23 protein-coding genes are annotated in these 23,367 nt (G+C 57.9%); 15 read left to right on the forward strand and 8 right to left on the reverse strand.

Annotation, left to right across the window (positions count from 1 at the left end; all coding sequences use genetic code 11):
- Positions 1-236, reverse strand: a 236-nt coding sequence (locus ACR0DS_RS09540; protein WP_480522014.1) for a hypothetical protein, incomplete at its 3' end; no start/stop codon positions are given.
- Between the two features lie 54 nt (positions 237-290).
- Positions 291-1,004, reverse strand: coding sequence for a uroporphyrinogen-III synthase (locus tag ACR0DS_RS09545; RefSeq protein ID WP_480482621.1), 714 nt, complete (start codon positions 1,002-1,004; stop codon positions 291-293).
- A gap of 98 nt (positions 1,005-1,102) precedes the next feature.
- On the opposite strand from ACR0DS_RS09545, the gene tsaD reads away from it, so the two are divergent.
- From tsaD to ACR0DS_RS09570, 5 genes are all read left to right on the forward strand, one after another.
- Positions 1,103-2,200, forward strand: coding sequence for a tRNA (adenosine(37)-N6)-threonylcarbamoyltransferase complex transferase subunit TsaD (tsaD, locus tag ACR0DS_RS09550; protein WP_480559318.1), 1,098 nt, complete (start codon positions 1,103-1,105; stop codon positions 2,198-2,200).
- Entirely contained in the window at positions 2,197-3,159 is a 963-nt protein-coding gene (locus ACR0DS_RS09555; protein WP_480559126.1) for an NAD(P)H-dependent glycerol-3-phosphate dehydrogenase, read from the forward strand. Before tsaD ends, ACR0DS_RS09555 begins: the two co-directional genes overlap by 4 nt.
- Before the next feature lies 1 nt (position 3,160).
- A complete protein-coding gene (locus ACR0DS_RS09560; protein ID WP_480482615.1) occupies positions 3,161-3,430 on the forward strand; it encodes a YciI family protein in 270 nt (89 codons plus the stop codon).
- A complete protein-coding gene (locus ACR0DS_RS09565; RefSeq protein ID WP_480559128.1) occupies positions 3,430-3,852 on the forward strand; it encodes an EVE domain-containing protein in 423 nt (140 codons plus the stop codon). Before ACR0DS_RS09560 ends, ACR0DS_RS09565 begins: the two co-directional genes overlap by 1 nt.
- 160 nt (positions 3,853-4,012) lie before the next feature.
- The gene (locus ACR0DS_RS09570) at positions 4,013-5,308 is read left to right on the forward strand and encodes a hypothetical protein (protein WP_480559130.1); all 1,296 of its coding nucleotides are present in this window, start codon (positions 4,013-4,015) and stop codon (positions 5,306-5,308) included.
- Between the two features lie 219 nt (positions 5,309-5,527).
- Here the strand turns inward: ACR0DS_RS09570 and ACR0DS_RS09575 are convergent, their stop codons facing one another.
- From ACR0DS_RS09575 to ACR0DS_RS09590, 4 genes are all read right to left on the reverse strand, one after another.
- Positions 5,528-5,869 carry a DUF2853 family protein gene (locus tag ACR0DS_RS09575; protein WP_267366309.1) on the reverse strand — a complete coding sequence of 114 codons (342 nt, stop codon included), beginning with the start codon at positions 5,867-5,869 and terminating at the stop codon, positions 5,528-5,530.
- Positions 5,870-6,006: 137 nt separating this feature from the next.
- Entirely contained in the window at positions 6,007-6,756 is a 750-nt protein-coding gene (locus ACR0DS_RS09580) for an extensin-like domain-containing protein (protein WP_480559132.1), read from the reverse strand.
- A gap of 13 nt (positions 6,757-6,769) precedes the next feature.
- Positions 6,770-8,158: an adenosylhomocysteinase gene (ahcY, locus tag ACR0DS_RS09585; RefSeq protein ID WP_480506831.1), complete on the reverse strand. Its 1,389-nt coding sequence runs from the start codon at positions 8,156-8,158 to the stop codon at positions 6,770-6,772.
- A 102-nt stretch (positions 8,159-8,260) separates the two neighbouring features.
- On the reverse strand, positions 8,261-8,575 hold the full coding sequence (locus ACR0DS_RS09590; protein WP_480486861.1) for a hypothetical protein: 315 nt from the start codon (positions 8,573-8,575) through the stop codon (positions 8,261-8,263).
- A gap of 206 nt (positions 8,576-8,781) precedes the next feature.
- Between ACR0DS_RS09590 and ACR0DS_RS09595 the strand changes: the two genes are divergently transcribed.
- Together ACR0DS_RS09595 and ACR0DS_RS09600 are read left to right on the forward strand one after the other, a co-directional pair.
- Positions 8,782-9,375: an HD domain-containing protein gene (locus ACR0DS_RS09595; RefSeq protein ID WP_480559134.1), complete on the forward strand. Its 594-nt coding sequence runs from the start codon at positions 8,782-8,784 to the stop codon at positions 9,373-9,375.
- Positions 9,376-9,411: 36 nt separating this feature from the next.
- Complete coding sequence (locus ACR0DS_RS09600) at positions 9,412-10,134, forward strand: SGNH/GDSL hydrolase family protein (protein WP_480559136.1); 723 nt, start codon at positions 9,412-9,414, stop codon at positions 10,132-10,134.
- A gap of 38 nt (positions 10,135-10,172) precedes the next feature.
- Here the strand turns inward: ACR0DS_RS09600 and ACR0DS_RS09605 are convergent, their stop codons facing one another.
- Together ACR0DS_RS09605 and ACR0DS_RS09610 are read right to left on the reverse strand one after the other, a co-directional pair.
- Positions 10,173-10,727: an ActR/PrrA/RegA family redox response regulator transcription factor gene (locus ACR0DS_RS09605; protein ID WP_050604676.1), complete on the reverse strand. Its 555-nt coding sequence runs from the start codon at positions 10,725-10,727 to the stop codon at positions 10,173-10,175.
- Positions 10,728-10,808: 81 nt separating this feature from the next.
- Entirely contained in the window at positions 10,809-11,435 is a 627-nt protein-coding gene (locus ACR0DS_RS09610) for an SCO family protein (protein ID WP_209598516.1), read from the reverse strand.
- Positions 11,436-11,525: 90 nt separating this feature from the next.
- Here ACR0DS_RS09610 and regB point away from each other — a divergent pair, with 90 nt between their 5' ends.
- From regB to trxA, 8 genes are all read left to right on the forward strand, one after another.
- Positions 11,526-12,923, forward strand: coding sequence for a sensor histidine kinase RegB (gene regB / locus ACR0DS_RS09615; protein ID WP_480496378.1), 1,398 nt, complete (start codon positions 11,526-11,528; stop codon positions 12,921-12,923).
- 65 nt (positions 12,924-12,988) lie between these two features.
- Positions 12,989-14,494, forward strand: a complete 1,506-nt coding sequence (locus tag ACR0DS_RS09620; protein ID WP_480559138.1) for a PAS-domain containing protein — start codon at positions 12,989-12,991, stop codon at positions 14,492-14,494.
- 42 nt (positions 14,495-14,536) lie between these two features.
- Positions 14,537-15,010, forward strand: coding sequence for a tRNA (adenosine(37)-N6)-threonylcarbamoyltransferase complex ATPase subunit type 1 TsaE (gene tsaE, locus ACR0DS_RS09625; RefSeq protein ID WP_480559140.1), 474 nt, complete (start codon positions 14,537-14,539; stop codon positions 15,008-15,010).
- Entirely contained in the window at positions 15,007-16,011 is a 1,005-nt protein-coding gene (locus tag ACR0DS_RS09630; protein WP_480538416.1) for an aminoglycoside phosphotransferase family protein, read from the forward strand. Before tsaE ends, ACR0DS_RS09630 begins: the two co-directional genes overlap by 4 nt.
- Complete coding sequence (locus ACR0DS_RS09635; RefSeq protein ID WP_480559142.1) at positions 16,008-16,694, forward strand: nucleotidyltransferase family protein; 687 nt, start codon at positions 16,008-16,010, stop codon at positions 16,692-16,694. Before ACR0DS_RS09630 ends, ACR0DS_RS09635 begins: the two co-directional genes overlap by 4 nt.
- The gene (gene addB, locus ACR0DS_RS09640) at positions 16,687-19,611 is read left to right on the forward strand and encodes a double-strand break repair protein AddB (protein ID WP_480559144.1); all 2,925 of its coding nucleotides are present in this window, start codon (positions 16,687-16,689) and stop codon (positions 19,609-19,611) included. The genes ACR0DS_RS09635 and addB overlap by 8 nt, the downstream gene beginning before the upstream one ends.
- A complete protein-coding gene (gene addA, locus ACR0DS_RS09645; RefSeq protein WP_480559146.1) occupies positions 19,608-22,967 on the forward strand; it encodes a double-strand break repair helicase AddA in 3,360 nt (1,119 codons plus the stop codon). The genes addB and addA overlap by 4 nt, the downstream gene beginning before the upstream one ends.
- Before the next feature lie 60 nt (positions 22,968-23,027).
- On the forward strand, positions 23,028-23,348 hold the full coding sequence (gene trxA, locus ACR0DS_RS09650) for a thioredoxin (RefSeq protein ID WP_209505247.1): 321 nt from the start codon (positions 23,028-23,030) through the stop codon (positions 23,346-23,348).
- Positions 23,349-23,367 lie beyond the last annotated feature (19 nt).

The following is a 23,367-nucleotide window of genomic DNA, read 5'->3' on the forward strand; positions in this document are numbered from 1 at the left end:
GCTTCGGCTTCGGCTTCGGCTTCGGCTTCGGCTTCGGCTTCGGCTTCGGCTTCGGCTTCGGCTTCGGCTTCGGCTTCGGCTTCGGCTTCGGCTTCGGCTTCGGCTTCGGACAGGTCTTCTTCTACAGGTTCAGCCGGGTCAACAGGCGTATCGTCCTGCCGCAGATCAGTTTCGACTGCATCATCCGCTAGGAGGGGTTCCACCGGCTTTTGATCGGATTTCTTCTTACCAGCCACCGCAATATTCCCCTTATCGAATCCAAATTCAGATGAATAACAGCCCAGGTTAAGTTAATCGGGGACCTCGCCACCCTCAACCCGCAACACATGTTTCACAAGCTTTTTAACAGCTTTACGCATTTTCTTCGGTGTCGGATGTTTTGCAATCTTCAGGTGCTCATAGTCCAAAGAATAAAGGGGGTCAGCCGTAGCCTGGCTGATCGCAACCAGCCAAAGGGGGGCTGATCCGGCCCAAATATCGGCAAAATGTCGCGCCGTGCGCGGCGAGAAAAGCGGAGCAATTATCGGCAGATTTCCTTCGGCGGCCTCGGTGGCCTCGGGTGTTAGCGGCAACAACCGCTGCTGATAGACTGGCTGTTCCCGAACGGTCAGACCAGATTCGGTCAGGCTGCCAGCGACATTGCCCCGTGTATGCTCACCCCGCAGGTGCAAAAGGGGGCTTTTGGGCCGATGCTTGAGCAGATGCCCGACCAATTCTTCTGCCGTGGTTCCAACCATCTTGGCCTGCCACCCATGCCCTTTCGCGGTACCGGTTGTTGCGGGTCCCACGCAATAGGCCGGCAGAGTGCGGTCAACACCTTTCGAGACCGCCGCATTTACCGCATTGGCTGAAGTAAAGATCAACCCCTTTACACCTTTGGTATCCACCGCAACTGGCAGAGGCCGGATTTCCATGATCGGCGAATAGAGGACCTGAACCCGGGATCTGACGCGGGTTGGCAGCTGCTCGACAAACCTTTCCGAGGCGGAGCGGGGGCGGGTCATCAACAAAAACAACGTGTGGCGCCTTGACCCTTCAGGATTGTTTGCATCCGCGCAGGGTGATACCCCGCCGTATATACATGATGCAACGGATCAGGGTGATGGTGCAAACACTTACCGTATTGGGTTTGGAAAGCAGCTGTGACGACACAGCCGCAGCTGTCGTGCGCCAGACCGAAGGTGCCAAAGCCGAGATCCTGTCTTCTGTGGTGCACGGTCAAACCGATCTGCACAGCGCCTTTGGCGGTGTCGTACCCGAGATTGCGGCCCGTGCGCATGCCGAAAAGCTGGATGTCTGTGTCATGCAGGCGCTGGAGGCCGCCGGTCTGTCACTTCGCGACATGGACGCTATTGCCGTCACCTCCGGGCCCGGTCTGATCGGAGGGGTCATGTCCGGTGTCATGTGCGCCAAAGGGCTGAGCGTCGCCACGGGCTTGCCGCTGATTGGCGTCAATCATCTTGCCGGTCACGCCTTGACACCCCGCCTGACGGACGGCATCGCCTTCCCTTACCTCATGCTTCTGGTGTCGGGCGGCCATTGCCAATACCTGATCGCCCATAGTCCCGAGCAGTTTGCCCGCCTGGGCGGTACAATCGACGACGCACCTGGGGAAGCCTTTGACAAGACCGCTCGCCTGCTGGGCCTGTCGCAACCCGGCGGCCCGTCTGTCGAGGCTGAGTCCCGTGATGGTAATCCCCAGCGGTTCCGCTTTCCCAGGCCACTGCTCGACCGGCCCGGCTGTGACCTGTCTTTTTCGGGGCTGAAAACAGCGTTGATGCGGATGCGCGACCAGATCGTGGCCGACAAGGGTGGGTTGACCCGTCGGGACCGTGCTGATCTGTGCGCAGGATTCCAGCAGGCCATAGTGGACACATTGGCCGAGAAAACCCGCCGCGCGATTGATCTGTATCTTGATCACAACCCTGCTGATCCCGTTGTCGCGGTCGCAGGTGGGGTGGCAGCGAATTCGGCCATTCGGACAGCGTTAGAGTCTGTTTGCGCCCAGCAAGGCGCTCGGTTTACGGCACCTCCGCTGGCTTTGTGCACGGACAATGCCGCGATGATTGCCTATGCGGGTCTTGAACGCTTTCGCACCGGCGCGCGCGACGGTCTGGACCTGATTGCCCGCCCCCGCTGGCCGCTGGATCAACGCAGCCCGGCCATGCTGGGCAGCGGTAAGAAAGGGGCCAAGGCATGAACATATCTGTCCTGGGATCCGGCGCGTTTGGTACCGCTTTGGCGATCTCGCTATCAGGCAACGGGCCAGTAACGCTGTGGTCCAGAAACGCCGATCAGGCGCGGCAGATGTACGAGACGCGCGAAAACTCCACCCGGCTGCCTGGGGTTTCCTTACCCACGAACATCGCCGTAACCGCAAATATCGCTGAGGCGTCGAAGGCTGACATTCTGCTTTTGGCCGTTCCCATGCAGCAATTGCGAAGCGCCTTGCAGGATCACGCCCCGGTGCTGCGCGGCAAGACACTGGTCGCTTGCTGTAAGGGGATAGAGTTGGATTCTGGCCTCGGGCCCGTTGCGGTCATCAGGGATGTTGTCCCCGACGCCCCGATCGCTTTGCTGACAGGGCCCAGTTTTGCTGATGACATAGCGCGCGGTTTGCCCACTGCGTTAACGCTGGCTTGCGGTCATACGAATCTTGGCAAAGCATTGCAGACCAAACTGGCCACTGCAAACCTGCGCCTCTATCGGACCACTGACACCATAGGTGCTGAACTTGGTGGGGCGCTGAAGAACATCATGGCCATCGGTTGCGGCGCAGCAATCGGCGCGGGGATGGGGGACAGCGCCCGGGCCGCGTTGATGACTCGCGGTTTTGCGGAAATGCAGCGCTTTGCCACCCTGCGTGGCGCGCGCTCTGACACCCTGATGGGTTTGTCCGGGCTTGGGGATCTGGTGTTGACCTGCTCCTCAGAACTGTCCCGAAACTACCGTTTTGGCCTTAGTTTGGGTCTGAGCCAACCATTTGACCAACATACTACCGTCGAAGGCGTCGCCACCGCGCGCGCCATGTCAGAGATTGCCGTCAAGGAAGGGCTGGACATGCCCATCAGTACAACTGTGGCGGATCTGAGCCATGGTGCCTACAGTGTGACCGAGGCCATCCAAAACCTGCTCAATCGCCCACTCAAGGAGGAATAACATGCTGATCGCACTCATCGCCCGTGACAAAGCCGGGGCACTGCAGACCCGGTTGGACAATCGCGCGGCCCATCTGGCCTATATCGAAGAAACGGGTGTTGTATCGCAGGCAGGGCCGCTGTTGGATGGCGACGCCATGATCGGTTCGCTGGTTGTGCTCGACGTCGAAGATCTGGCTGCTGCGCAAAACTGGGCAGATAATGACCCCTATGCGAAGGCTGGATTGTTCCAGTCGGTTGAACTGATTCCCTGGAAAAAGGTGATCGGCTGATGGCATATTGGCTTTTCAAGTCCGAACCTTCGACCTGGAGCTGGGAACAGCAAATGGCCAAGGGGGACACGGGCGAGGAATGGGACGGTGTGCGCAACTATCAGGCGCGCAATTTCATGCGTCAGATGGCCATTGGGGATTGGGGGTTCTTCTACCACTCTCAAAAGGACAAATCGGTTGTGGGTATTGTCGAAGTATGCGCCGAGGCACATCCCGACAGTTCCACCGATGATGAGCGCTGGGAATGCGTGGATATCAAGGCCGTCCGACCCTTTTCCAAACCCGTGACACTGGACCAGATCAAGGCCGACGAACGGCTTTCCGACATGGCGCTGGTGAAAAACTCTCGTTTGTCGGTTCAGCCGGTAACAGACGATCAATGGAAAGTGGTTTGCGCCTTGGGTGAAACGCAGCCGGATTAACCTGCCGTCCTGTATCAGGTGCAAAACTTCTCAAACGTCCGGCAAGGTGTTATGTTTCCAAGGGCTACGCCGGGTAGGGATCTGAAGGTTATGATTGCTCTGGTCGTAACCGCTTGGTGTTGTTCGGATAAATTCGATATGTTTTGAAAGTTTGAACCCCGTGTCTGACACTGAAAACGGCAACGGGACACTCGATAACACCGTTGCTGCGAAAAGCACGAAAACCTGGGAAGCGCGCCTGAAAGAGGCGCGGGAAAAGCGCGCGTCGGTGCTTGCGAAGGCGCAAGAAGAGACGTCGGAAGAACCTGTTTCGACATCTGTCCAGACAGACGAACCACCCCCGCCGGATGATACAGATACAGAGCAGATCGTTACCGAGCGGGTCCGCTCGCTAAATCTGGACAAACCGCGCGTCAGAAAAAAACGGAAAACTTGGGTCGCGTTAGTACTGTTTGCCCTTTTGTGTGGGGCGGCCTTGCAATGGGTCGCTGCAAATCTTTTAAATGACTGGCCATCCGCAGACGCAGAAGACCAGGCCGTTCTGAATGTGCTTTCTGAAGCCTTCTTGGTCCCCGAAGAACCGCCTGAGGCTGCAACCACCAGCCTGCCGGACCCGAAAGACACCCCTACGCCAGAGGATCTGTTGGTTTCAGGGCCCCCTGAGCCTGAGCCTCTCTCAATACCCGCTGACGTCAGCAAACCCTTGGACGAGCCAAATAGCCGGTCAGTCGATCCGGTTATTTTGGATCAATCCAGTGCAACCCCTTCCCAGGAACCGGAAAACGCTGTCTTGCCGGAAAGCGAGTTTGCAACCGGCCCGAATCCTGAAGCGGCAACAGCGAAGCCGGAGGTTTCCTTAACGCCGCCCAAGATTTTCATTCCTGCCCAGATGGAACCCATGTTGGCCGTCGCAACTGCTTCAGACATTCAAGCCGCGATTCCAGCCTGGTATGATCCACGATTTCGCAATCTCAATCCGCTGAACAAGGACGGGTTATCGCAAATGTCGCAGATAGCCCATAATCCCGTTCCGCAAGAGATCGACACACCCGCCAATCGACCCTACACCGAGGTGAAACCGCTTCTTTTGGCGCCAGCCATTGGTCTGGAGGTCTCGCTTTTTGTACCGTCGAGAGTTTCGCAAGAGACCAGCAACCGGGCATTGGAACTGCTTGCCCGAGGTCAGGCAACGGTGGTGGCAACAGCTCGGGTGGGATACCGGGTCCGAGAAACCCAGGTCCGGTTTTACCATCCCGATGACGCCGAAAACGCCGCGATGGCCGCCGATGCCCTTGGGGGTATCGCACGGGACTTCACAAGCTCGGGCAGCAAGACGCGCCCGGGGCGGATCGAGGTTTATCTGGAAGGCAGCGGCGGAAATGCGGACGACAATTCAACCGTTCAGCCTGACAGCGCAGAAAACCTTATCGCGCGTATCCTAAAAGAGTTCAGATGAATAATGAGGGAAGGTTCTGACGATACAGAACCTTCCCTACCCCCGCGTGCTCCCTACTCACCACACGCGTATGGAAATGTCTGGTTCTGACCGTCCTGGTCACGGTTTGACCTTAGCCCAACCGCACCCGGCGTTTCAAACGCCAAGTCCTTAAAAAACAATTCAAATACAAAACGCCTGCCGGGTAGACGACAGGCGTTTCAGGAATGCGCGGTTAGATCAGCCGTAAACGGCTTCTTTTCCGAAATGCTTGGTCAGCATGTAATAAACCACGGCGCGGTATTTGTTGCGCTCGGACATGCCATAGGTTTCCATGGCTTTGTTGATCGCTGCCATCAGCTCGGGACCATCTGACAGGCCCAGTTTCTTGATCAGGAAGTTATTCTTGACGGTTTCCAACTCGGACTCCTGGCTGGCTGCAACAGTTGCCGCATCTGCGTCATAAATCGCCGGGCCGCAACCGATTGTGACCTTGGTCAGCAGGTCCATATCGGGGTTCATCCCACACTTGTTTTTCAGATCTTCAGCGTATTTGGCGATCAGCTCGTCGCGCTTGCCCATGTCCCAATCTCCTTTATCCGTTAATCCGGCACCAATCACCGATAGCCGAGATTAGACGTGTCACAGGTCTGCCAAAAAGGATAAAAAACTGCGTTTCCTCCCCCTTAACGGGGGCTGGAAGGCACAGAATGCAAGACCTATCTGCAGTACCCCCAGCCATTACCTTGCAGGTGGAAATGATCCGCGTGCAAGCGATTGAAGTCCGGGCCCAGAACCACACGAAACCAGTCGCACGCGCCCCGCCAGATCTGTCGCAGGAACGCGGGTTCGGCGCCAGAGCCCTGCCAGTCATTTAACAGGGTCAGCACGCGGCCATCGCTCGTCTCTACACCGATGATATCGATCGAGTCCGCACGGGCATGGCTGCTCCATCCGTTGTTTTCACCCTTCAGGGTGCGCATACGCCTGCAGTTGTAACTTCCAACATGGCGCAATCGGGCAATACCGGTTCCAAGCAGTTCGTGCGCGGCCGGCAGCACGACATGGTGTTCCCACATCGCCAGCCGCAATGTTGTGGCGCAACTGGTTTCAACGGCTTCGATATGCGAGGTGGCCAGGCGGGTCAGAAGGCCGCGTGCGGCAATGCCACAGTTCTGATCAACGACCAGATCCTCCATCGCCTCGAAATGAACGCCCGCTTCGGCCAACGTAGCCCGACACTGGATTTCATCCGCCACGGCGCGGTTCAGTTGATATCGGGTGACCGGCGTGACCGGTGCGCTGACCTTCAGGTCGCGCAACGGGTTCCAGTGCGATGGCACAGGTGTCTTTGGATGCGCCAACAGCACCCAGCCGCCGCAGCCCAGCACGATCATCACAACCAAAATCCTGAAAACGAAGAACGCCGCCAAGTAAAGAAACCGGCGGCGTCCGTTATTCTGTGTCATCGTCAGACGACAATCAGTAGCGATAGTGTTCCGGCTTGTACGGACCTTCTGGCTTGACGCCAATATAAGCGGCCTGATCCGCATCCATCTGGGTCAGCTTCACACCGATGCGATCCAGATGCAGGCGAGCTACTTTTTCGTCCAGATGCTTGGGCAGGATGTAGACCTTGTTCTCGTACTGGTCACCTTTGGTGAACAGTTCAATCTGTGCCAGAACCTGGTTGGTGAACGAAGCCGACATCACGAAAGACGGGTGACCTGTGGCATTGCCAAGGTTCAGCAGACGGCCTTCGGACAGCAGGATCAGACGGTTGCCCGAAGGCATCTCGATCATGTCCACCTGCTCCTTGATGTTGGTCCACTTGTGGTTCTTCAGGCTAGCCACCTGAATCTCGTTGTCGAAGTGACCGATATTGCCAACGATGGCCATGTCCTTCATCTCGCGCATATGCTCGATGCGGATCACGTCCTTGTTGCCGGTGGTGGTGATGAAGATATCCGCGCTGGCAACTTCGTCTTCCAGCAAGGTCACTTCGAACCCATCCATCGCAGCCTGCAGCGCGCAAATCGGGTCAACTTCGGTCACCTTCACGCGCGCACCCGCGCCGCGCAGGCTGGCGGCCGAGCCCTTGCCCACGTCGCCATAGCCGCAAACCACGGCAACCTTACCGGCCATCATGGTGTCGGTGGCGCGGCGAATACCGTCAACCAGCGATTCCTTGCATCCGTATTTATTGTCGAATTTCGATTTTGTGACCGAGTCATTCACGTTGATCGCCGGGAACGGCAGATGGCCGTCTTTCACCAGCTGATACAGACGGTTCACGCCGGTGGTGGTTTCCTCGGACACGCCTTGGATCTGGTCGCGCATCTTGGTGAACCAACCGGGACTGGCCGCCATGCGCTTGGCGATCTGCTTCTTGATCACCTCTTCCTCTTCCGAACCCGGAACTGGGATGATGTCTTCGCCCGCTTCGGCACGTGCGCCCAGCAGGATGTACAGGGTCGCGTCGCCACCATCGTCGAGGATCATGTTCGGACCGTCTTCAAACAGGAAGGATTTATCCAGATAGTCCCAATGCTCTTCCAGCGTCTGACCCTTGATGGCGAAGACGGGAATGCCCGCCTCGGCAATCGCGGCGGCGGCATGGTCCTGAGTCGAGAAGATGTTGCACGACGCCCAGCGCACATCCGCACCCAGCGCAACCAGCGTTTCAATCAGAACGCCGGTCTGGATGGTCATGTGCAGCGACCCAACGATACGCGCACCTGTCAGAGGCTTGCTGTCCCCATATTCCGCACGCAGGGACATCAGCCCCGGCATCTCGGTTTCGGCAATGTCCAATTCCTTGCGGCCGAACCCGGCCAGCGAAATGTCTTTAACGATATAGTCCACGGCCATCAGGCGCTCCATTTTCGGTAAATCACAGTCCCGGCTGCCCCTAGCACTCCTTGGGGCAGGTGGCAACTTTGAAGACTGTTACCGGAAGCCTGCTGGCCGCTTTCAGCTTGGCGTGCCTTCGATTTTTATCTTTGGTATCGCTTCAAAAAAATCGGTGCCAACGGCAACAATACAACTGATCCCGTTCGCATTGGTTACCAAAACGGTATAACTGCCCGTTTCCTTCGAGGCCCAGACCTCCATCACAGATTGCGCGTCGCGCGTCTTTTGCAAACCGCCAAAGGCCAATTCCTCGGCGTAGTTTTCCTGCAATTTGGCGACAATATCGTCGCGATCTGCGCAACTTCGGGCAAAAGCTGGTGGGGCGGTCGCGGCCATTCCAAAGGTCAGGGCAATGGCGAATAAACGCTTGAACATGACAAACTCCTATCGTTTCGCGTTTCACGGTCGAGAGGAGCACACCGGGAGAAGCATGTGCCCCCCTCGGTTTTGATGTCGGGATCATGGCGCGCCGTTTCAAAGCACAAATGCTCAAGAAACTGTTGGCAGCAAGTGATCCAGACAGGTACATCATAACACAAAAATATGGCGCAATCGCGTCCGGTCAGGCGAGGCATAGCAAAATGGCAACACAACCCAGAGCATGGCAGCGCATGTTGTCGGGGCGTCGGCTGGACCTCCTGGACCCGACCCCGGTGGATATCGAGATAGAAGATATCGCCCATGGGCTTGCTTTTGTGGCGCGCTGGAACGGGCAGACACGCGGCGATTTCGCCTATTCCGTGGCCGAACACTCCCTGTTGGTTGAGGAACTCTTCGGAAGAATAGCCCCCAAGGCACCCGTCAAGTGGCGGTTGGCAGCCCTGTTACATGACGCGCCGGAATACGTGATCGGCGACATGATTTCGCCGGTCAAATCCGCTGTGGGCCCCGGTTACGGCGCCTTGGACGACCGGCTGGCGGCGGCGATCCACATTCGGTTCGGCCTGCCCGCTGAGGTGCCAAAAGCGGTGAAACGGCAGATCAAGAAGGCCGACAAGATCAGCGCCTGGATGGAGGCCACCCAAATCGCAGGGTTTTCTGACGCTGAGGCAACGAAATTCTTTGGTCGCCCGGATAAAGCGGTGATGGAGGGATTGGAGATTACGCTGAGACCACCGGTCGAAGTAAGGAAAGCCTACACAGATCGGCACACAGTGCTTCTCGCGCTACTTTAGCGACGTGCAACCTGAACAGCTAAAGGTAATGGTGAAATGAGCGCGAAACGACCGATTGGGAACCGGATCTTGCTTGCAACAAATTTGGTGCTGATCCTGGCGCTAGCAGCCGTGTTGATCAGAACTGGGTATCTGGCGAAGACAGTACGCAAGCTTACCGGAGCGCATACTCCCGTCACAGAAACTAAACACTATCAGACAATGGTGTGGCTGCACAAACGACCGATTTCCCAAGCTCTAGCGTCACCGAATATTCAAATCGCATTTATTGGTGATTCCATCATCGAGGGATGGCTAACCAGCAACATCGTTTCAAACGCATTGAATCTGGGAATCAGTCGGGACACAACCCAAGGCTTAATAGCAAGGGTACACCCGGAGCTCATCACTCATGTTCCGGTCTGGTACTTGGGTGTTGGGGTTAATGACGCCCTGAACGACACACCTCTGGAGGAGGTTCCGAAATATGTTAAGCAGTTAGCGGATGTGTTCACCTCCGTAGACAGATTGATCTGGCGTGCCGTTCTGCCTGTCGCAAGCGAAACTTGGACTATCGAAAACGAAACGTTTCGAACCACCTACAACATTGCAGCACAACAAGCTTGCTTGGAGATGGGAAACTGCACGTTTCTCAACTCCCCTCCCGGGTATAGTGATAACATCGACAAGTGGACATCGGACGGCCTACACCCCAATCCAATCGGTTATCGTCACCTGACACAGCAGCTTTGCGCTGAAATAAAGTGTTCCCTTCAGTGACGCTGAGTGGGGTTTTTTGCGGTGATTAGGTTATAGTCTCAACGCGGACTGCGCTTCGCCAGTATCCGCTGCAAGGTCCGGCGGTGCATGTTCAACCGCCGTGCGGTTTCGCTGACATTCCGGTCGCACAGCTCATAAACCCGCTGGATGTGCTCCCAACGCACGCGGTCCGCGCTCATGGGGTTTTCCGGCGGCGGGGGCAGTTCGTCGCCCTTGGCCAGCAGCGCATTGGTGATGTCGGTGGCGTCGGCGGGTTTCGACAGATAATCGGTTGCGCCGATTTTTACCGCGGCGACTGCGGTCGCAATCGCCCCGTACCCGGTCAGAACCACAACCCGGCTGTCAGGGCGCTTTTCGCGCAGAACCTCAACCACATCCAGACCGTTGCCATCCTCCAGTCGCAAGTCAACAACTGCGTAAGCCGGTGGGCGGGCGGTGGAAATTGCGCGACCTGCGGCGACGGATCCTGCGGTTTCAACCTCGAACCCACGCTTTTCCATGGCCTTGGCCAAACGTCTCAGGAACGGCTCGTCATCATCCACCAAAAGCAAGGATTTGTCAGGGCCGATATCAAGCTGAGAACTGTCTGCCATATGTTAGGTCTTTCCGCTATTTCATGCCTTTGGCTTAAACATGAGTAATAGCAGCGCAGAAACAAAGGTCAAACAACCTTGTTAAGGCGCGGCCTGGTCCAGAAAGCACCCGACCTTGTCCGCCATCTGTTCGGCGGTGTCATCGCGCTTGAAGAATTCAAGGAAACCATGTTCGGGCGTCACCAGATAGGTGAAGGTGGAATGGTCAACAAGGTAGAATTCGTCGCTTTTATCCTGTGCCTTGTAATAGGTCTTGTAAGCCTTGCTCGCCGCCCTGACCTGTTCGGGCGAACCGGTCAACGCAATCGTCTTGCCGCCAAGATTGAAGGCATAATCATCCACAACCTCGGGCGTGTCCCGTTCGGGATCGATCGAGATGAACAGCGCCGTTGCCGACTGCCCGCGCTGGTTCAGGATATCCACGGCCTCAACATTGCGGGACATGTCAAACGGGCAGACATCGGGGCAGAATGTATAGCCGAAATAGACAAGTGTGGGTTCGGTGATCACGTCTTTGTCGGTCACCGTCTCACCCTTGCCATTCACCAGTTCAAATGGCCCGCCGATAGCAGCGGTCCCCCCGGCGATCTGCCCGGATCGGCACTGTGCAAACTGGTCACCGGAACCGCCCCCACGCGTCAAAAGCCACATCGCACCTAGGCCAATAGCCAGAACGAGAGTTGCAAGAATTGCGTATAGGCGGGTCATTTCGGTTTTCCGGTCGCAAGGAGTTGTTGATCGTTCCGGCCGGGACACCTAACAAGATGACCAGCCTTTGCAACAGGACATAAGCGACCGATGGCAGATTCCAATCAGACTTTTTGGCGCGGCCAGGAACGCAGCAGCTGGATCCGCCTGCGTACCCTGATCCTGTTGCGATGGGTTGCCATTTTTGGTCAGATCACCGCCATCACCGTGGCCCAGCAATACTATCACGTGCAGCTGGAACTGGGCCTGTGCTATCTGGCCATCGGGATCTCGGTCATGGGTAACCTGACTGCCATTCTGTTGTTTCCACAGAACAAGCGGATGTCCGAGTTCGAAAACTTCCTGATGGTTCTGTTCGATCTGCTGCAACTGTCGATCTTGTTGTATCTGACGGGCGGTCTGAACAACCCCTTTGCCCTTCTGCTTTTGGGGCCGGTCACGATTTCCGCCAATGTGATGAGCACACGGTCGACCTTGATTGTCGGGGCTGTTGCGATTGTTCTGACCACTCTGCTGGCGGAATTCCACCTGCCGCTGCGGACCAACATCGGAGTGTTTCTGGACATTCCGGAAATCCTGCTGTTTGGCAACTGGGCGGCTATTATTATCGCCATCGTCTTTATCGGTGCTTATTCTCACCGCGTCAGTTCCGAGGTTCAATCCATGTCCGAAGCGCTGGCTGCCACCCATATGGCGCTGGCCCGCGAGCAAAAATTGACCGATCTGGGTGGCGTGGTCGCCGCTGCCGCGCACGAGTTGGGCACCCCCTTGGCCACGATCAAACTGACAAGTGCGGAACTGATCGAAGAGCTGGACGACCGCCCCGACCTCAAGGAAGACGCCGCCTTGATCCGCGAGCAGGCTGATCGGTGCCGCGACATTTTGCGCGACATGGGTCGTGCCGGAAAAGATGACCTGCATTTGCGGCAGGCTCCGCTTTCGACGGTGGTGAACGAAGCCGCCGAACCGCATGTTGACCGGGGCAAGGTCGTTCATTTTTCCGAAGGCCCGACGCAGGGCGGAGACGTGCTGCAACCCTCGATCCTGCGAAAGCCCGAGATCATTCACGGGCTCCGCAACCTGATCCAGAATGCCGTGGATTTCGCCCGCGCCAATGTCTGGGTCGAAGCCGAATGGACAGACAGCAGGATCACCGTCAGCATCATGGATGACGGGCGCGGCTACCCGTCGCACATGATTGGACGCATAGGTGATCCCTTCATGCGCCGCAGACGGGCCGAAGCCGACCTGCGAACCCGGCCGGAATACGAAGGCATGGGACTGGGACTGTTCATCGCAAAAACGTTGCTGGAACGCAGCGGTGCCGAGCTGAAATTCGCAAATGGCACGGATCCGTATCAGCATCTGACTGATCACAAGGACCGGACAGGCGCGATCGTCAAAGTCTCGTGGCCGCGCAACCTGATTGACGCGCAAAAGGGTGACACGCCGGTTCCATCCGGTTCCAACAAACGCATTCAGGTGTGAGTTAAGGAGCCGTTAACCTATCCTGCCCATAGTCAGCCGGGGTTTGTTCTACCTTGGGGATATTCATGGCCGATTGGATCATTCTGGCCGCGATCAGCCTGGTATCGGGATGCTTTGCCGTGCAGTGGTTATTGCCACGCCAGACGCGACGCGACGATGTCTTTGGTTTGTTTTCGACAACATCCCTGTTCGATGCGGTATTCCTGTTTGATGGTGATCACCTGATCAGCCACTCCGATATCGCGCTTGCCGGGTTCGAACATGTTGGAAGCTGGCAGGACTTGCGCCGCCTGCTGCAAAGGGATTTCCCCACCTTCCCCGAAACACCCGAAAAGGTTCGCGATCAAAATGTACTGGTAATCTCGGCCATTGATTGCACAGTCGAACGCGAAATCGTGTGTGAATGGATCGACGGGATTGTCCGCGTGCGTCTGCACGAACCGGCCAGAATTTCTCCGACTGGGTCAAGCACGCTGAGTGAACCGAGCCGTCTGGCCATGGAACAGGCCCCCTATCCGGTATGGTTGCTGGATCACTACAGCCAGGTGCAATGGTGCAATGCGACTTATGTCACGCTTGTTCGCCGGGCGCGTGGTCAGGATGCCGATCTGACTGCCCCGCTGTTTCCGGGCACCTCTGATGCGCCGTCGCTTGGAAAATCAAGGGTTTCGGTAGATGTGACTGGGTCCAACAGCAAGTTGTGGTTCGATCTGACGCAGATCGAACAGGAAGACGGGCGGTTATGTTACGCCACAGACATCAACGCCATTGTCGAAGCGGAAACCGCGCAACGCAAGTTCGTGCAGACCATGACCAAGACGTTTGCTCAACTTTCGATCGGCCTGGCCATTTTCGATCGCAACCGGCAACTGGCGCTGTTCAACCCGGCCCTGATTGATCTGACCACGTTGCCGCCGGATTTCCTCAGTTGCCGCCCGAATATCAGCAGTTTCTTCGACCGGCTAAGGGATCAGCACATGATGCCAGAGCCCAAGAACTACCGTACATGGCGGCGTCAGATGAACGACCTGCTCGAAGCGGCCGAGGGCGGCAATTACCACGAAACATGGTCGCTTCCCTCTGGCTCGGTTTATTCTGTAAGCGGCAGGCCGCACCCCGACGGGGCTGTTGCGTTTCTGTTCGAAGATATTACGGCAGAAATCACGTTGACGCGCCGCTTCCGGTCCGAGATGGATCTTATGCAATCTATATTGGACAAGCTGGCCGATGCAATCGCTGTATTTGCCGATGATGGCACCCTGGCCCTTACCAACTACGCCTACGAAAAACTTTGGGGCGACGCACAGGAAATCGGCTTTCAGAACGACACGGTCACCGATGTCACGCGGCGGTGGCAGGAGCATTGTGTTGCTACGCCGATTCTGGGAGAGATCCGGGATTTCGTCGAAATGCGGGATAACCGGGCGGAGTGGACGGCTGAAATCCGGATGCGGTCGGGCATCACTTTGGACTGCACGGTTTCACCGGTTCATAACGGTGCGACGATCGTGCGGTTTGCACCCGTGGATCTTCTGACAAAAACCGCCCCGTTGGAACAGATCAGCGCCTGAACCGGGGTTGCAGCCGATTGGGCAGAACGTCATTGTGGCGCCATGACGACGCCCCCCCAAACCCTGACCTTCAGATCGCCCGATGAAACCGCAGATTTTGCGACCCGTGTCGGGTATTCGCTCAGTGATGGGGATGTCCTGTTGCTTAGTGGTGCAATCGGCAGCGGCAAGACGCATTTCGCACGCAGCCTCATTCAATCACTTATGCCTGAACCGGAAGATGTGCCGTCACCCACATTCACTTTGGTTCAGACCTACGACACCCCGGCCGGTGAGATCTGGCACTGCGATCTTTATCGGCTGAACGCGTTAGAGGAAGTGGATGAACTGGGTTTGGTCGATGCCTTTGACACAGCAATCTGCCTTGTGGAATGGCCGGAAAAGCTGGGCGCACTAGCCCCTGCCGCTGCGTTAAAGCTGGCCTTCGAAACAGACCCTGACACAGAAGATACCCGCCACGTGTCCTTGTCATGGGCCGATCCGAAATGGGTAAAAAAGCTGGAGAATGCCGGATGACAAACAGGACAGTCCTGGCAGAAGCCCTTATTGCACAAACTCCTTGGGCCGGGGCAACGCGTGCACCACTGGCCGGCGACGCATCGAACCGCCGGTACGAACGTGTGACCGATCCGGTCAGTGGGCGAACGGCTGTCCTGATGGATGCGCCACCTGACAAGGGCGAAAGCGTCGAATCGTTTGTGCGCATTGCCGACTATCTGCGTTCGATTGGACTGAGTGCGCCCGAGATTTACGCAGAAGACGCTGAATATGGATTTCTGCTGCTGGAAGATCTGGGTGATGATCTGTTTGCACGTGTTCTGAAAAAAGACCCGTCCAAAGAACGCCTTTTGTACGAGGCCGCAACAGACGTGTTGCTTCACCTGCATCAGGCCCCATTATTGTCGCTACCGTCCTACGACCCGGCCCTGATGACGGACCTGGCGGCGCTGGCGCTTACGAAATATGCCGCTGGAATTCAGGGCAATGTTGATCAGGACGTTCTGGACCGGTTCGAACTTCGGTTTGCCGATATTCTGCACCGTGAAACCTCTGGGGGCAAAGTTGTCATTCAAAGGGACTATCACGCGGAAAACCTTCTTTGGCTGCCCGAGCGCGACGGCATAAGGCGCGTCGGATTGCTGGATTTCCAATTGGCCATGCTGGGGCACCCCGCCTATGATCTGGTGTCCTTGCTTCAGGACATTCGCCGCGATGTTTCGGTCGGGACAGAAATGCAGATGATCAACCGCTATATTGCAGGGTCAGGTATGGATGATCACGAGTTTCGGACCGCGTACAGCGTATTGGGCGCGCAGCGAAATCTTCGCATCCTTGGCGGTTTTTCGCGGCTGGCAACCGATTACGGCAAGCCGCAATATCTGGACATGATCCCGGCGGTCTGGTCGCACCTCATGCGGGATCTGGAACACCCTGCCCTTGTTTCGGTGGCCTCGCTGCTGCACGACGCTCTGCCCCGACCAACACCTCAGAATTTGGCCAGGCTGAGGCCGCAATGACCGGATCACCCTTTGCCGTAATGTTGTTTGCCGCCGGATTTGGCACCCGTATGGGCGCGTTGACCAAGGACCGACCCAAACCGCTGATCGAAGTGTCCGGGCGCCCCCTGATCGACCATGCGCTGGATCTTGTCGACAACCTTGGCCCTGTTCGCACAGCGGCAAATGTGCATTACCACGCCGATCAGCTCGACGCGCATCTCGGGCCTAAAGGCATTCTGATATCGCGGGAGGAGCCGGAGATCCTGGAAACCGGCGGCGGGTTGCGCGCAGCCCTGCCATTGCTGGGAACCGACCCAGTGTTCACCCTGAATACCGACGCAATCTGGTCCGGCCCAAATCCATTGAAACTGCTGCAAAACGCATGGGATCCGGCCCGCATGGATGCGCTTTTGATGTGTGTTCCAACTGCGCAGGCCATAGGTCACGACGGGCCCGGTGATTTTACCGCTGATCAGGCGGGGCGGATCACGCGTGGGCCCGGCTTGGTTTACGGGGGCGCGCAGATCCTCAAGACACAAGGATTGCACGCCATCTCGCAGCCGGCGTTTTCGTTGAATCTGCTTTGGAACCAGATGCACGGCCAGGGGCGTTTGTTCGGCATCGAGTATCCCGGGCGCTGGTGTGATGTGGGTCACCCCGATGGGATTGCTCTGGCCGAGGATTTGCTTGCCGATGTTTGACCCCGAACCTCTTCCCCGCGTCTTCGCTGTTCCGCCCGGTACGGATTTCCCCAAGGCGTTGGTCGACGGTCTGAAGCGGCGTTGTTCAGGCCCGCCCGAGGCTTTGGCGCGGGTGGAACTGGTGTTGAACACGCGACGCATGGAGCGGCGCGTACGTGATCTGTTCAATCAGGGGCCACCTTGCCTGCTGCCCCGCATCTCGCTGTTAACCGATCTGGGGGACAGCGCTGATCTGGCGCATATTCCACCTGCCATTCCGCCCCTTCGGCGGCGTCTGGAACTGACGCAGCTGGTGGCCAAATTGTTGGAACAACAACCGGATCTGGCCGCGCGGTCGTCGGTTTTTGACCTGTCCGACAGTCTGGCGGCGCTGATCGACGAAATGCAGGGCGAAGGTGTGTCACCGGACACGATCCGGGGGCTGGATGTCAGCGACATGTCCGGCCATTGGGCGCGGGCTCAGAGCTTTATCGGTATCGCAGATCATTTCATTGACACGGGCTCGCAGGTGATGGACGCGCAGGCCCGCCAACGTCGCGTGGTCGAAAACCTGATCGCCCGCTGGCAAACCGATCCCCCCCTGCATCCGGTTATTCTGGCCGGGTCAACCGGTTCGCGCGGCACCACGCTGATGCTGATGGACGCCGTCGCGCGCTTGCCGCAAGGGGCGCTGGTACTGCCCGGATACGATTTCGACCAGCCGGATCACGTTTGGGAAGGGTTGGATGATGCGTTGACTTCGGAAGATCACCCGCAATACCGGTTTCGCAAGCTGATGCACGGGCTGGGCCTGTCACCCGGTCAGATCACCCCCTGGACAGACCTGAACGCCCCCTCGCCTGCCCGTAACCGTCTGGTTTCCCTGGCTTTGCGCCCGGCCCCGATCACCAATGCCTGGATGAGCGAAGGCCCGAAACTGGCTGATCTACTCGGCGCAACCAAAGACCTGACACTGGTCGAGGCGCAATCACCGCGGGACGAGGCTTTGGCCATTGCCCTGCGCCTGCGAAAGGCTGCTGAAACCGGTCAGACCGCCGCCCTGATCACGCCCGATCGCATGTTGACCCGTCAGGTCAGCGCCGCGCTGGATCGGTGGAACATTCTGGCGGATGACAGCGCCGGTTTGCCGCTGCAACTCTCTCCTCCGGGCCGGTTTCTGCGACATGTGGCTGGTCTGTTCACGCGCCGTCTGGAGGGCGAGGCGCTGCTTACCTTGCTAAAACACCCTTTGTGCCATGACGGCAGTGAACGCGGTAACCATTTGCTGCACACGCGTGATCTGGAACTGGACCTGCGCCGCAATGGCCCGCCATTTCCGGATGGCACCAGCCTCACCGCATTTGCAGTACGCAAAGAAGCCCCCGAGGCCTGGGTTCAATGGGTTGTTCACCACTTCTGCGATCAACAGATCGGTGGCGAGTTGGCGCTTTCCGACTGGGTAGATCGGGTCACAACACTGGCCGAGGCGATCTCGGCTGGCAGTGCAGGTGAAACCGGCACGTTGTGGGACAAGAACGCGGGTCAAAAGGCACTGGCAGTGCTGAATTCCCTCAGGGAAGAGGCGCAACATGGCGGGCCTATGATGGCCCATGATTTTGCCGATCTTCTGGGCGCGTTGCTTGCAGGGGAAGAGGTCCGCGACCGCGACGCACCACATCCGCATATCATGATCTGGGGCACACTCGAAGCGCGGGTACAAGGTGCGGACCTGTTGATCCTTGGCGGATTGAACGAAGGCAGTTGGCCAGAAGCTCCGGCGCCCGACCCCTGGCTGAACCGGCAGATGCGGGACAGGGCGGGCCTGTTGTTGCCCGAACGGCGGATTGGCCTGTCGGCGCATGATTTTCAACAGGCCATCGGCGCGCCCGAGGTCTGGCTAACCCGCGCAACCCGCTCGGACGATGCGGAAACGGTGCCGTCCCGTTGGGTGAACCGGCTGACAAACCTGTTGCAAGGCCTGCCTGAGCAGGGTGGCCTCCAAGCGCTGGCCGAAATGCGCGCCCGTGGCCAAAACTGGCTGAATTGGTCCGACGCTCTGGAAGACGCGCCGCGCATTGACCCCGCGCCACGTCCATCCCCGCGCCCGCCAGTTGCCGCGCGTCCACGTCACCTGTCAGTAACGGAAATCAAGCGGCTAATCCGCGATCCTTATGCCATCTATGCCAAACATGTGCTGCGTTTGAAACCTCTCGACCCGCTTGTCCAGGCACCCGACGCGTTGCTGCGGGGGATCGTAATCCACGAAATCCTCGAGCATTTCGTCAAGGATAGCGTGCTCGACAACGCCTTGTTGACGCGTGAGAATTTCCTGAAGCGCGCGCACGCATTGCTGGAGCAGCATGTCGCATGGCCCACGGCGCGACACCTGTGGCTGGCGCGACTGGAACGGATCGCAGACGGCTTTATCAGCGCCGAACTTTCGCGCCGGGGCGATGGAGGGCCAGTGGCCTTTGAAGCGGCGATGAAGCTGGTGCTGAACCCGCTGGATTTCACCATCACAGGGCGCGCTGACCGGATCGATCACAACAGCCGGGGGGCCTTGCGGATCGTCGACTATAAAACCGGCGCGCCTCCGACAGAAAGCCAGCAGTCCAAATTCGACAAGCAATTGCTGATCGAGGCCGCAATGGCCGAGCAGGGCGGTATCGAAGGGCTTGACCCGATGGCTGTGGCAGAGGCGATCTTCATCGGGATGGGCGGTACCTATAAAGAGGTGCCCGCGCCGCTGCTGAAAGAACCCGCCGACAAGGTTCTGGCCGAGCTGAAAGAGCTGATTTCAGCTTATTTAGAACCTGATCAGGGGTATTCGTCCCGCCGAATGCTACACAAGGATACGGATATCGGTGACTATGATCATCTGGCCCGGTTCGGCGAGTGGGACCGGACAGCCGAAACGCGCCCCGAGGACCTGACATGAGCGCGCGCAACGAAGCAACCGAACGGCAGGTGCAGGCCGCGCGACCAGATGCCTCGACCTGGCTGGCCGCCAATGCGGGGTCTGGAAAGACACGGGTTCTGACCGATCGGGTGGCGCGCCTGCTGCTGGGTGGCGTCCAACCGCAGCACATTCTTTGCCTGACCTATACCAAAGCCGCTGCCAGCGAGATGCAGAACCGGTTGTTTGACCGTCTTGGCAAATGGGCCATGCTGGAAGATGTCAGGCTGCAAAAGGACCTGGCCGAACTGGGCGTGACTGGCGCCATCAATTCAGACCGGTTGGCCCAAGCGCGCACCCTGTTTGCCCGCGCCATTGAGACTCCAGGTGGCTTGAAGATTCAGACAATTCACTCGTTCTGCGCCTCGTTGCTGCGTCGGTTCCCGCTCGAGGCCGGGGTCAGCCCGCAGTTTTCGGAAATGGAAGACCGTGCGGCAGCTTTGCTAAGAGAAGAAATTGTTGAAGATTTCGCAGAAGGCCCGCAGGCCAGGCTGGTCGAAGACGTGGCCCGGTTTGTCACCGATACAGGCTTTGACAAGCTGACTGCGGCGATCACCCAGAAACGCAACCTGTTCGCGCAGCAACTGGATTGGTCTGATCTGTTGCAACGCTTCGAACTGCCCTCGCATTTCGACGATAATGCGTTGTTTCAAAGCGTTTTCCTGGGTGGTGAGGTTGAGCTGATCCAGTCAATTTTGCCCCTATTGCTCGAAAGTGGCGGCAATAATGCCAAGGCAGCGGCAAAGCTGGCAGGGTTCACCGAAGCACGATTGGCTCACTTGCCCATGCTGGAAGACGTGCTGCTGACCGGAAAAGACGCAAAAGAACCGTTCACCGCCAAGATCAACGGCTTTCCCACCAAACCCCTTCGCGAAGGTGCGCTGGCGGACCGGATGCCTCAACTCGAAGCTCTCATGCTGCGGGTTGAAGCTGCACGCGAACGCCGGCTGGCGCTGGTTGCAGCCCTGAAAACCGCTGTATTGCACCGCTTTGCCGCTGCATTCCTACCGGAATATGAACGCCGCAAGCAGTTGCGGGGGTGGCTGGATTTCGACGATCTGATTCTGCGCGCACGTCAGGTTCTGAATGACCCGGCGGTGGCCGAATGGGTGTTGTACCGTCTGGACGGGGGTATCGACCACATACTTGTCGACGAAGCGCAGGACACCAGCCCCGATCAATGGGATGTGGTCGAAAAACTGGCTCAGGAATTCACCAGTGGGGAGGGGGCCCGATCAGGGGTCGAGCGCACGATTTTTGTGGTCGGCGACAAAAAACAATCGATCTATTCCTTTCAGGGTGCCGATCCGCAGGCTTTTGACCGGATGCAGGAGGAGTTTGACCGAAAACTCACTGAATCAGGCTCTAAACTGTGGGGTTCGACGCTGGAATATTCCTTCCGATCCTCCAGCGCGATCTTGTCTCTGGTCGACACGCTTTTTGAGAACCGAACCGATGCAGGATTTCAGAAGGAAAGCCAGCACCGCGCCTTTAAATCCGATTTGCCCGGTCGGGTTGATCTTTGGCCCGTTGTCGAAAAAGTCGAAGACGCGGAGGAGGGGGACTGGACTGATCCGGTGGACCGACCCGGATCACGGCATCATACCGTTATTCTGGCCGAACGGGTGGCTGCGTCGATCAAAAAAATGATCGATGGCGGCGAAACGATCCCTGAAGACGGGGACACACAGGGCCAGTTTGTTCGACGCAAAGTGCAACCCGGTGATTTTCTGATCCTTGTGCAACGCCGGTCCGACTTGTTTGCCGAAATCATTCGCGCCTGCAAGGTTGCCGGGCTTCCCATCGCCGGGGCGGACCGGCTGAAAGTGGGTGCCGAACTTGCGGTCAAGGATCTGGCTGCGCTGCTTAGCTTTCTGGCCACGCCCGAAGACAGCCTGTCTCTGGCAACGGTTCTGAAATCCCCACTGTTCGGATGGTCCGAGCAGCAGCTTTTCGATCTGGCCCATCGGCGGGAGGAGCAATTCCTGTGGGCTGCTTTGCGCAGACGTGCCGACGATTTCCCCAAAACCCTGGCCGTGCTGAACGATCTGCGCAGTCAGATCGACTTTCTGCGCCCCTATGACCTGATCGAACGCATTCTGACCCGACATGACGGGCGGCGAAACCTGTTGGGCCGACTGGGACCCGAGGCAGAAGACGGTATCAATGCCCTGCTGTCGCAGGCGTTGGCCTACGAGCGGACGGATATCCCCAGCCTGACGGGATTTCTGGTCTGGATGCAGACCGACGATCTGGAAATCAAACGACAGATGAGCGGGGTCGGCAATATGATCCGGGTGATGACGGTGCACGGCTCGAAAGGTCTGGAGGCTCCGATCGTCATTCTGCCGGATACCGGCAAACGTCAGCCGCCACGCGACGCCGAAATCATGGTGGCAGACGGGACACCGCTGTGGAAGGTTTCGGCAGACCAATCGCCAAACCTGATCACTCACGCCCGGTCAGAGGCGCGCACCCGCGAGGAAAACGAACGGCTTCGCCTGCTATATGTGGCTCTAACACGGGCCGAAAAGTGGCTGATCGTGGCGGCGGCGGGTGATTTGGGTAAAGATGGCAACAGCTGGTACCAGATGGTAGAAGCGGCGATGGAAAAGGCCGGGGCAACGCAACTGCCTGGTTCAGATAAACGTCGGCTGTCCCATGGCGACTGGGATGGGTTGCCATTGGTCGAGCAGTCAGTTGCATTGGCCAAACATTCAGAACTGCCCGACATGTTCCTGCACCCCGCACCAGAACCAGTTGTACCGGCGGCCTCTATCAGCCCTTCGGATCTGGGTGGTGCCAAGGCGTTGCCGGGTGACGCTGGTCTGGATGAAGACGCTGCCAAACTGCGCGGAACCCGCGTGCACCTGCTGCTTGAGCATCTGCCCAAAGTCACGCAGAACCACTGGCCAGAGCTTTGTGCCCGCCTGCTGCCCGAGGTGAGGCAAGAGGATCAGGGCGCATTGCTGACCGAAGTCACAGGCGTGCTGACATCCGAAAGCCTGCGACACATTTTCACGCCGGACACATTGGCCGAAATACCTGTTACTGCCGACCTGAACGGGCAGCGAATGTATGGGATTGTCGACCGCCTGATCGTGACAGACACCGAAGTCCATGTGATTGATTTCAAATCAAATGCCACCGTTCCGAACCGGGTCAAAGATTGCCCCGAAGGGTTGCTTCGCCAAATGGGCGCGTATGCGCAGGCCCTGTCGCAGATCTATCCAAACCATAAGATACGCACCGCAATCCTCTGGACAAGAACGGCAAATCTTATGTGGCTGCCACACGATCTTGTGACGGATGCCGTGGCCTGCACCCAGATATCTTGACCTTACCTACTGCCGCCCCTACCTTCACAGCCCAAGCGCATTTCATTCAGGAGACATAATATGTCGACCGTAGCCGTCACCGACGAAACCTTTGACGCCGAAGTCAAGAACTCGGACGTTCCAGTTGTAGTGGATTTCTGGGCCGAATGGTGCGGACCCTGTAAGCAGATTGGTCCCGCACTGGAAGAGCTGGCCGCTGAATATGGCGGCAAGGTCAAGATCGCCAAGGTGGACGTGGACAACAACCCGAACTCTGCCGCCGCCATGGGCGTGCGCGGCATCCCGGCGCTGTTCATCTTCAAGGACGGTCAGGTTGTATCGAATCGCGCAGGCGCTGCCCCCAAAGCCGCGCTGCAAAGCTGGATCGACGAATCCATCTGATCTGGCGATAACAGATTGT

Source organism: Ruegeria sp. AF5, assembly GCF_056541905.1.

Coding starts and splice junctions, on each gene's coding strand:
- ahcY (WP_480506831.1), bottom strand. CDS start 8,158: ATGGCCGTGGACTATATCGTTAAAGACATTTCGCTGGCCGGGTTCGGC.
- trxA (WP_209505247.1), top strand. CDS start 23,028: ATGTCGACCGTAGCCGTCACCGACGAAACCTTTGACGCCGAAGTCAAG.
- ACR0DS_RS09605 (WP_050604676.1), bottom strand. CDS start 10,727: ATGGCAGACAGTTCTCAGCTTGATATCGGCCCTGACAAATCCTTGCTT.
- addB (WP_480559144.1), top strand. CDS start 16,687: ATGTTTGACCCCGAACCTCTTCCCCGCGTCTTCGCTGTTCCGCCCGGT.
- ACR0DS_RS09565 (WP_480559128.1), top strand. CDS start 3,430: ATGGCATATTGGCTTTTCAAGTCCGAACCTTCGACCTGGAGCTGGGAA.
- ACR0DS_RS09600 (WP_480559136.1), top strand. CDS start 9,412: ATGAGCGCGAAACGACCGATTGGGAACCGGATCTTGCTTGCAACAAAT.
- ACR0DS_RS09620 (WP_480559138.1), top strand. CDS start 12,989: ATGGCCGATTGGATCATTCTGGCCGCGATCAGCCTGGTATCGGGATGC.
- ACR0DS_RS09555 (WP_480559126.1), top strand. CDS start 2,197: ATGAACATATCTGTCCTGGGATCCGGCGCGTTTGGTACCGCTTTGGCG.
- regB (WP_480496378.1), top strand. CDS start 11,526: ATGGCAGATTCCAATCAGACTTTTTGGCGCGGCCAGGAACGCAGCAGC.
- ACR0DS_RS09630 (WP_480538416.1), top strand. CDS start 15,007: ATGACAAACAGGACAGTCCTGGCAGAAGCCCTTATTGCACAAACTCCT.
- ACR0DS_RS09595 (WP_480559134.1), top strand. CDS start 8,782: ATGGCAACACAACCCAGAGCATGGCAGCGCATGTTGTCGGGGCGTCGG.
- ACR0DS_RS09575 (WP_267366309.1), bottom strand. CDS start 5,869: ATGGGCAAGCGCGACGAGCTGATCGCCAAATACGCTGAAGATCTGAAA.
- ACR0DS_RS09590 (WP_480486861.1), bottom strand. CDS start 8,575: ATGTTCAAGCGTTTATTCGCCATTGCCCTGACCTTTGGAATGGCCGCG.
- tsaD (WP_480559318.1), top strand. CDS start 1,103: ATGGTGCAAACACTTACCGTATTGGGTTTGGAAAGCAGCTGTGACGAC.
- ACR0DS_RS09635 (WP_480559142.1), top strand. CDS start 16,008: ATGACCGGATCACCCTTTGCCGTAATGTTGTTTGCCGCCGGATTTGGC.
- ACR0DS_RS09545 (WP_480482621.1), bottom strand. CDS start 1,004: ATGACCCGCCCCCGCTCCGCCTCGGAAAGGTTTGTCGAGCAGCTGCCA.
- ACR0DS_RS09610 (WP_209598516.1), bottom strand. CDS start 11,435: ATGACCCGCCTATACGCAATTCTTGCAACTCTCGTTCTGGCTATTGGC.
- tsaE (WP_480559140.1), top strand. CDS start 14,537: ATGACGACGCCCCCCCAAACCCTGACCTTCAGATCGCCCGATGAAACC.
- ACR0DS_RS09560 (WP_480482615.1), top strand. CDS start 3,161: ATGCTGATCGCACTCATCGCCCGTGACAAAGCCGGGGCACTGCAGACC.
- ACR0DS_RS09580 (WP_480559132.1), bottom strand. CDS start 6,756: ATGACACAGAATAACGGACGCCGCCGGTTTCTTTACTTGGCGGCGTTC.
- addA (WP_480559146.1), top strand. CDS start 19,608: ATGAGCGCGCGCAACGAAGCAACCGAACGGCAGGTGCAGGCCGCGCGA.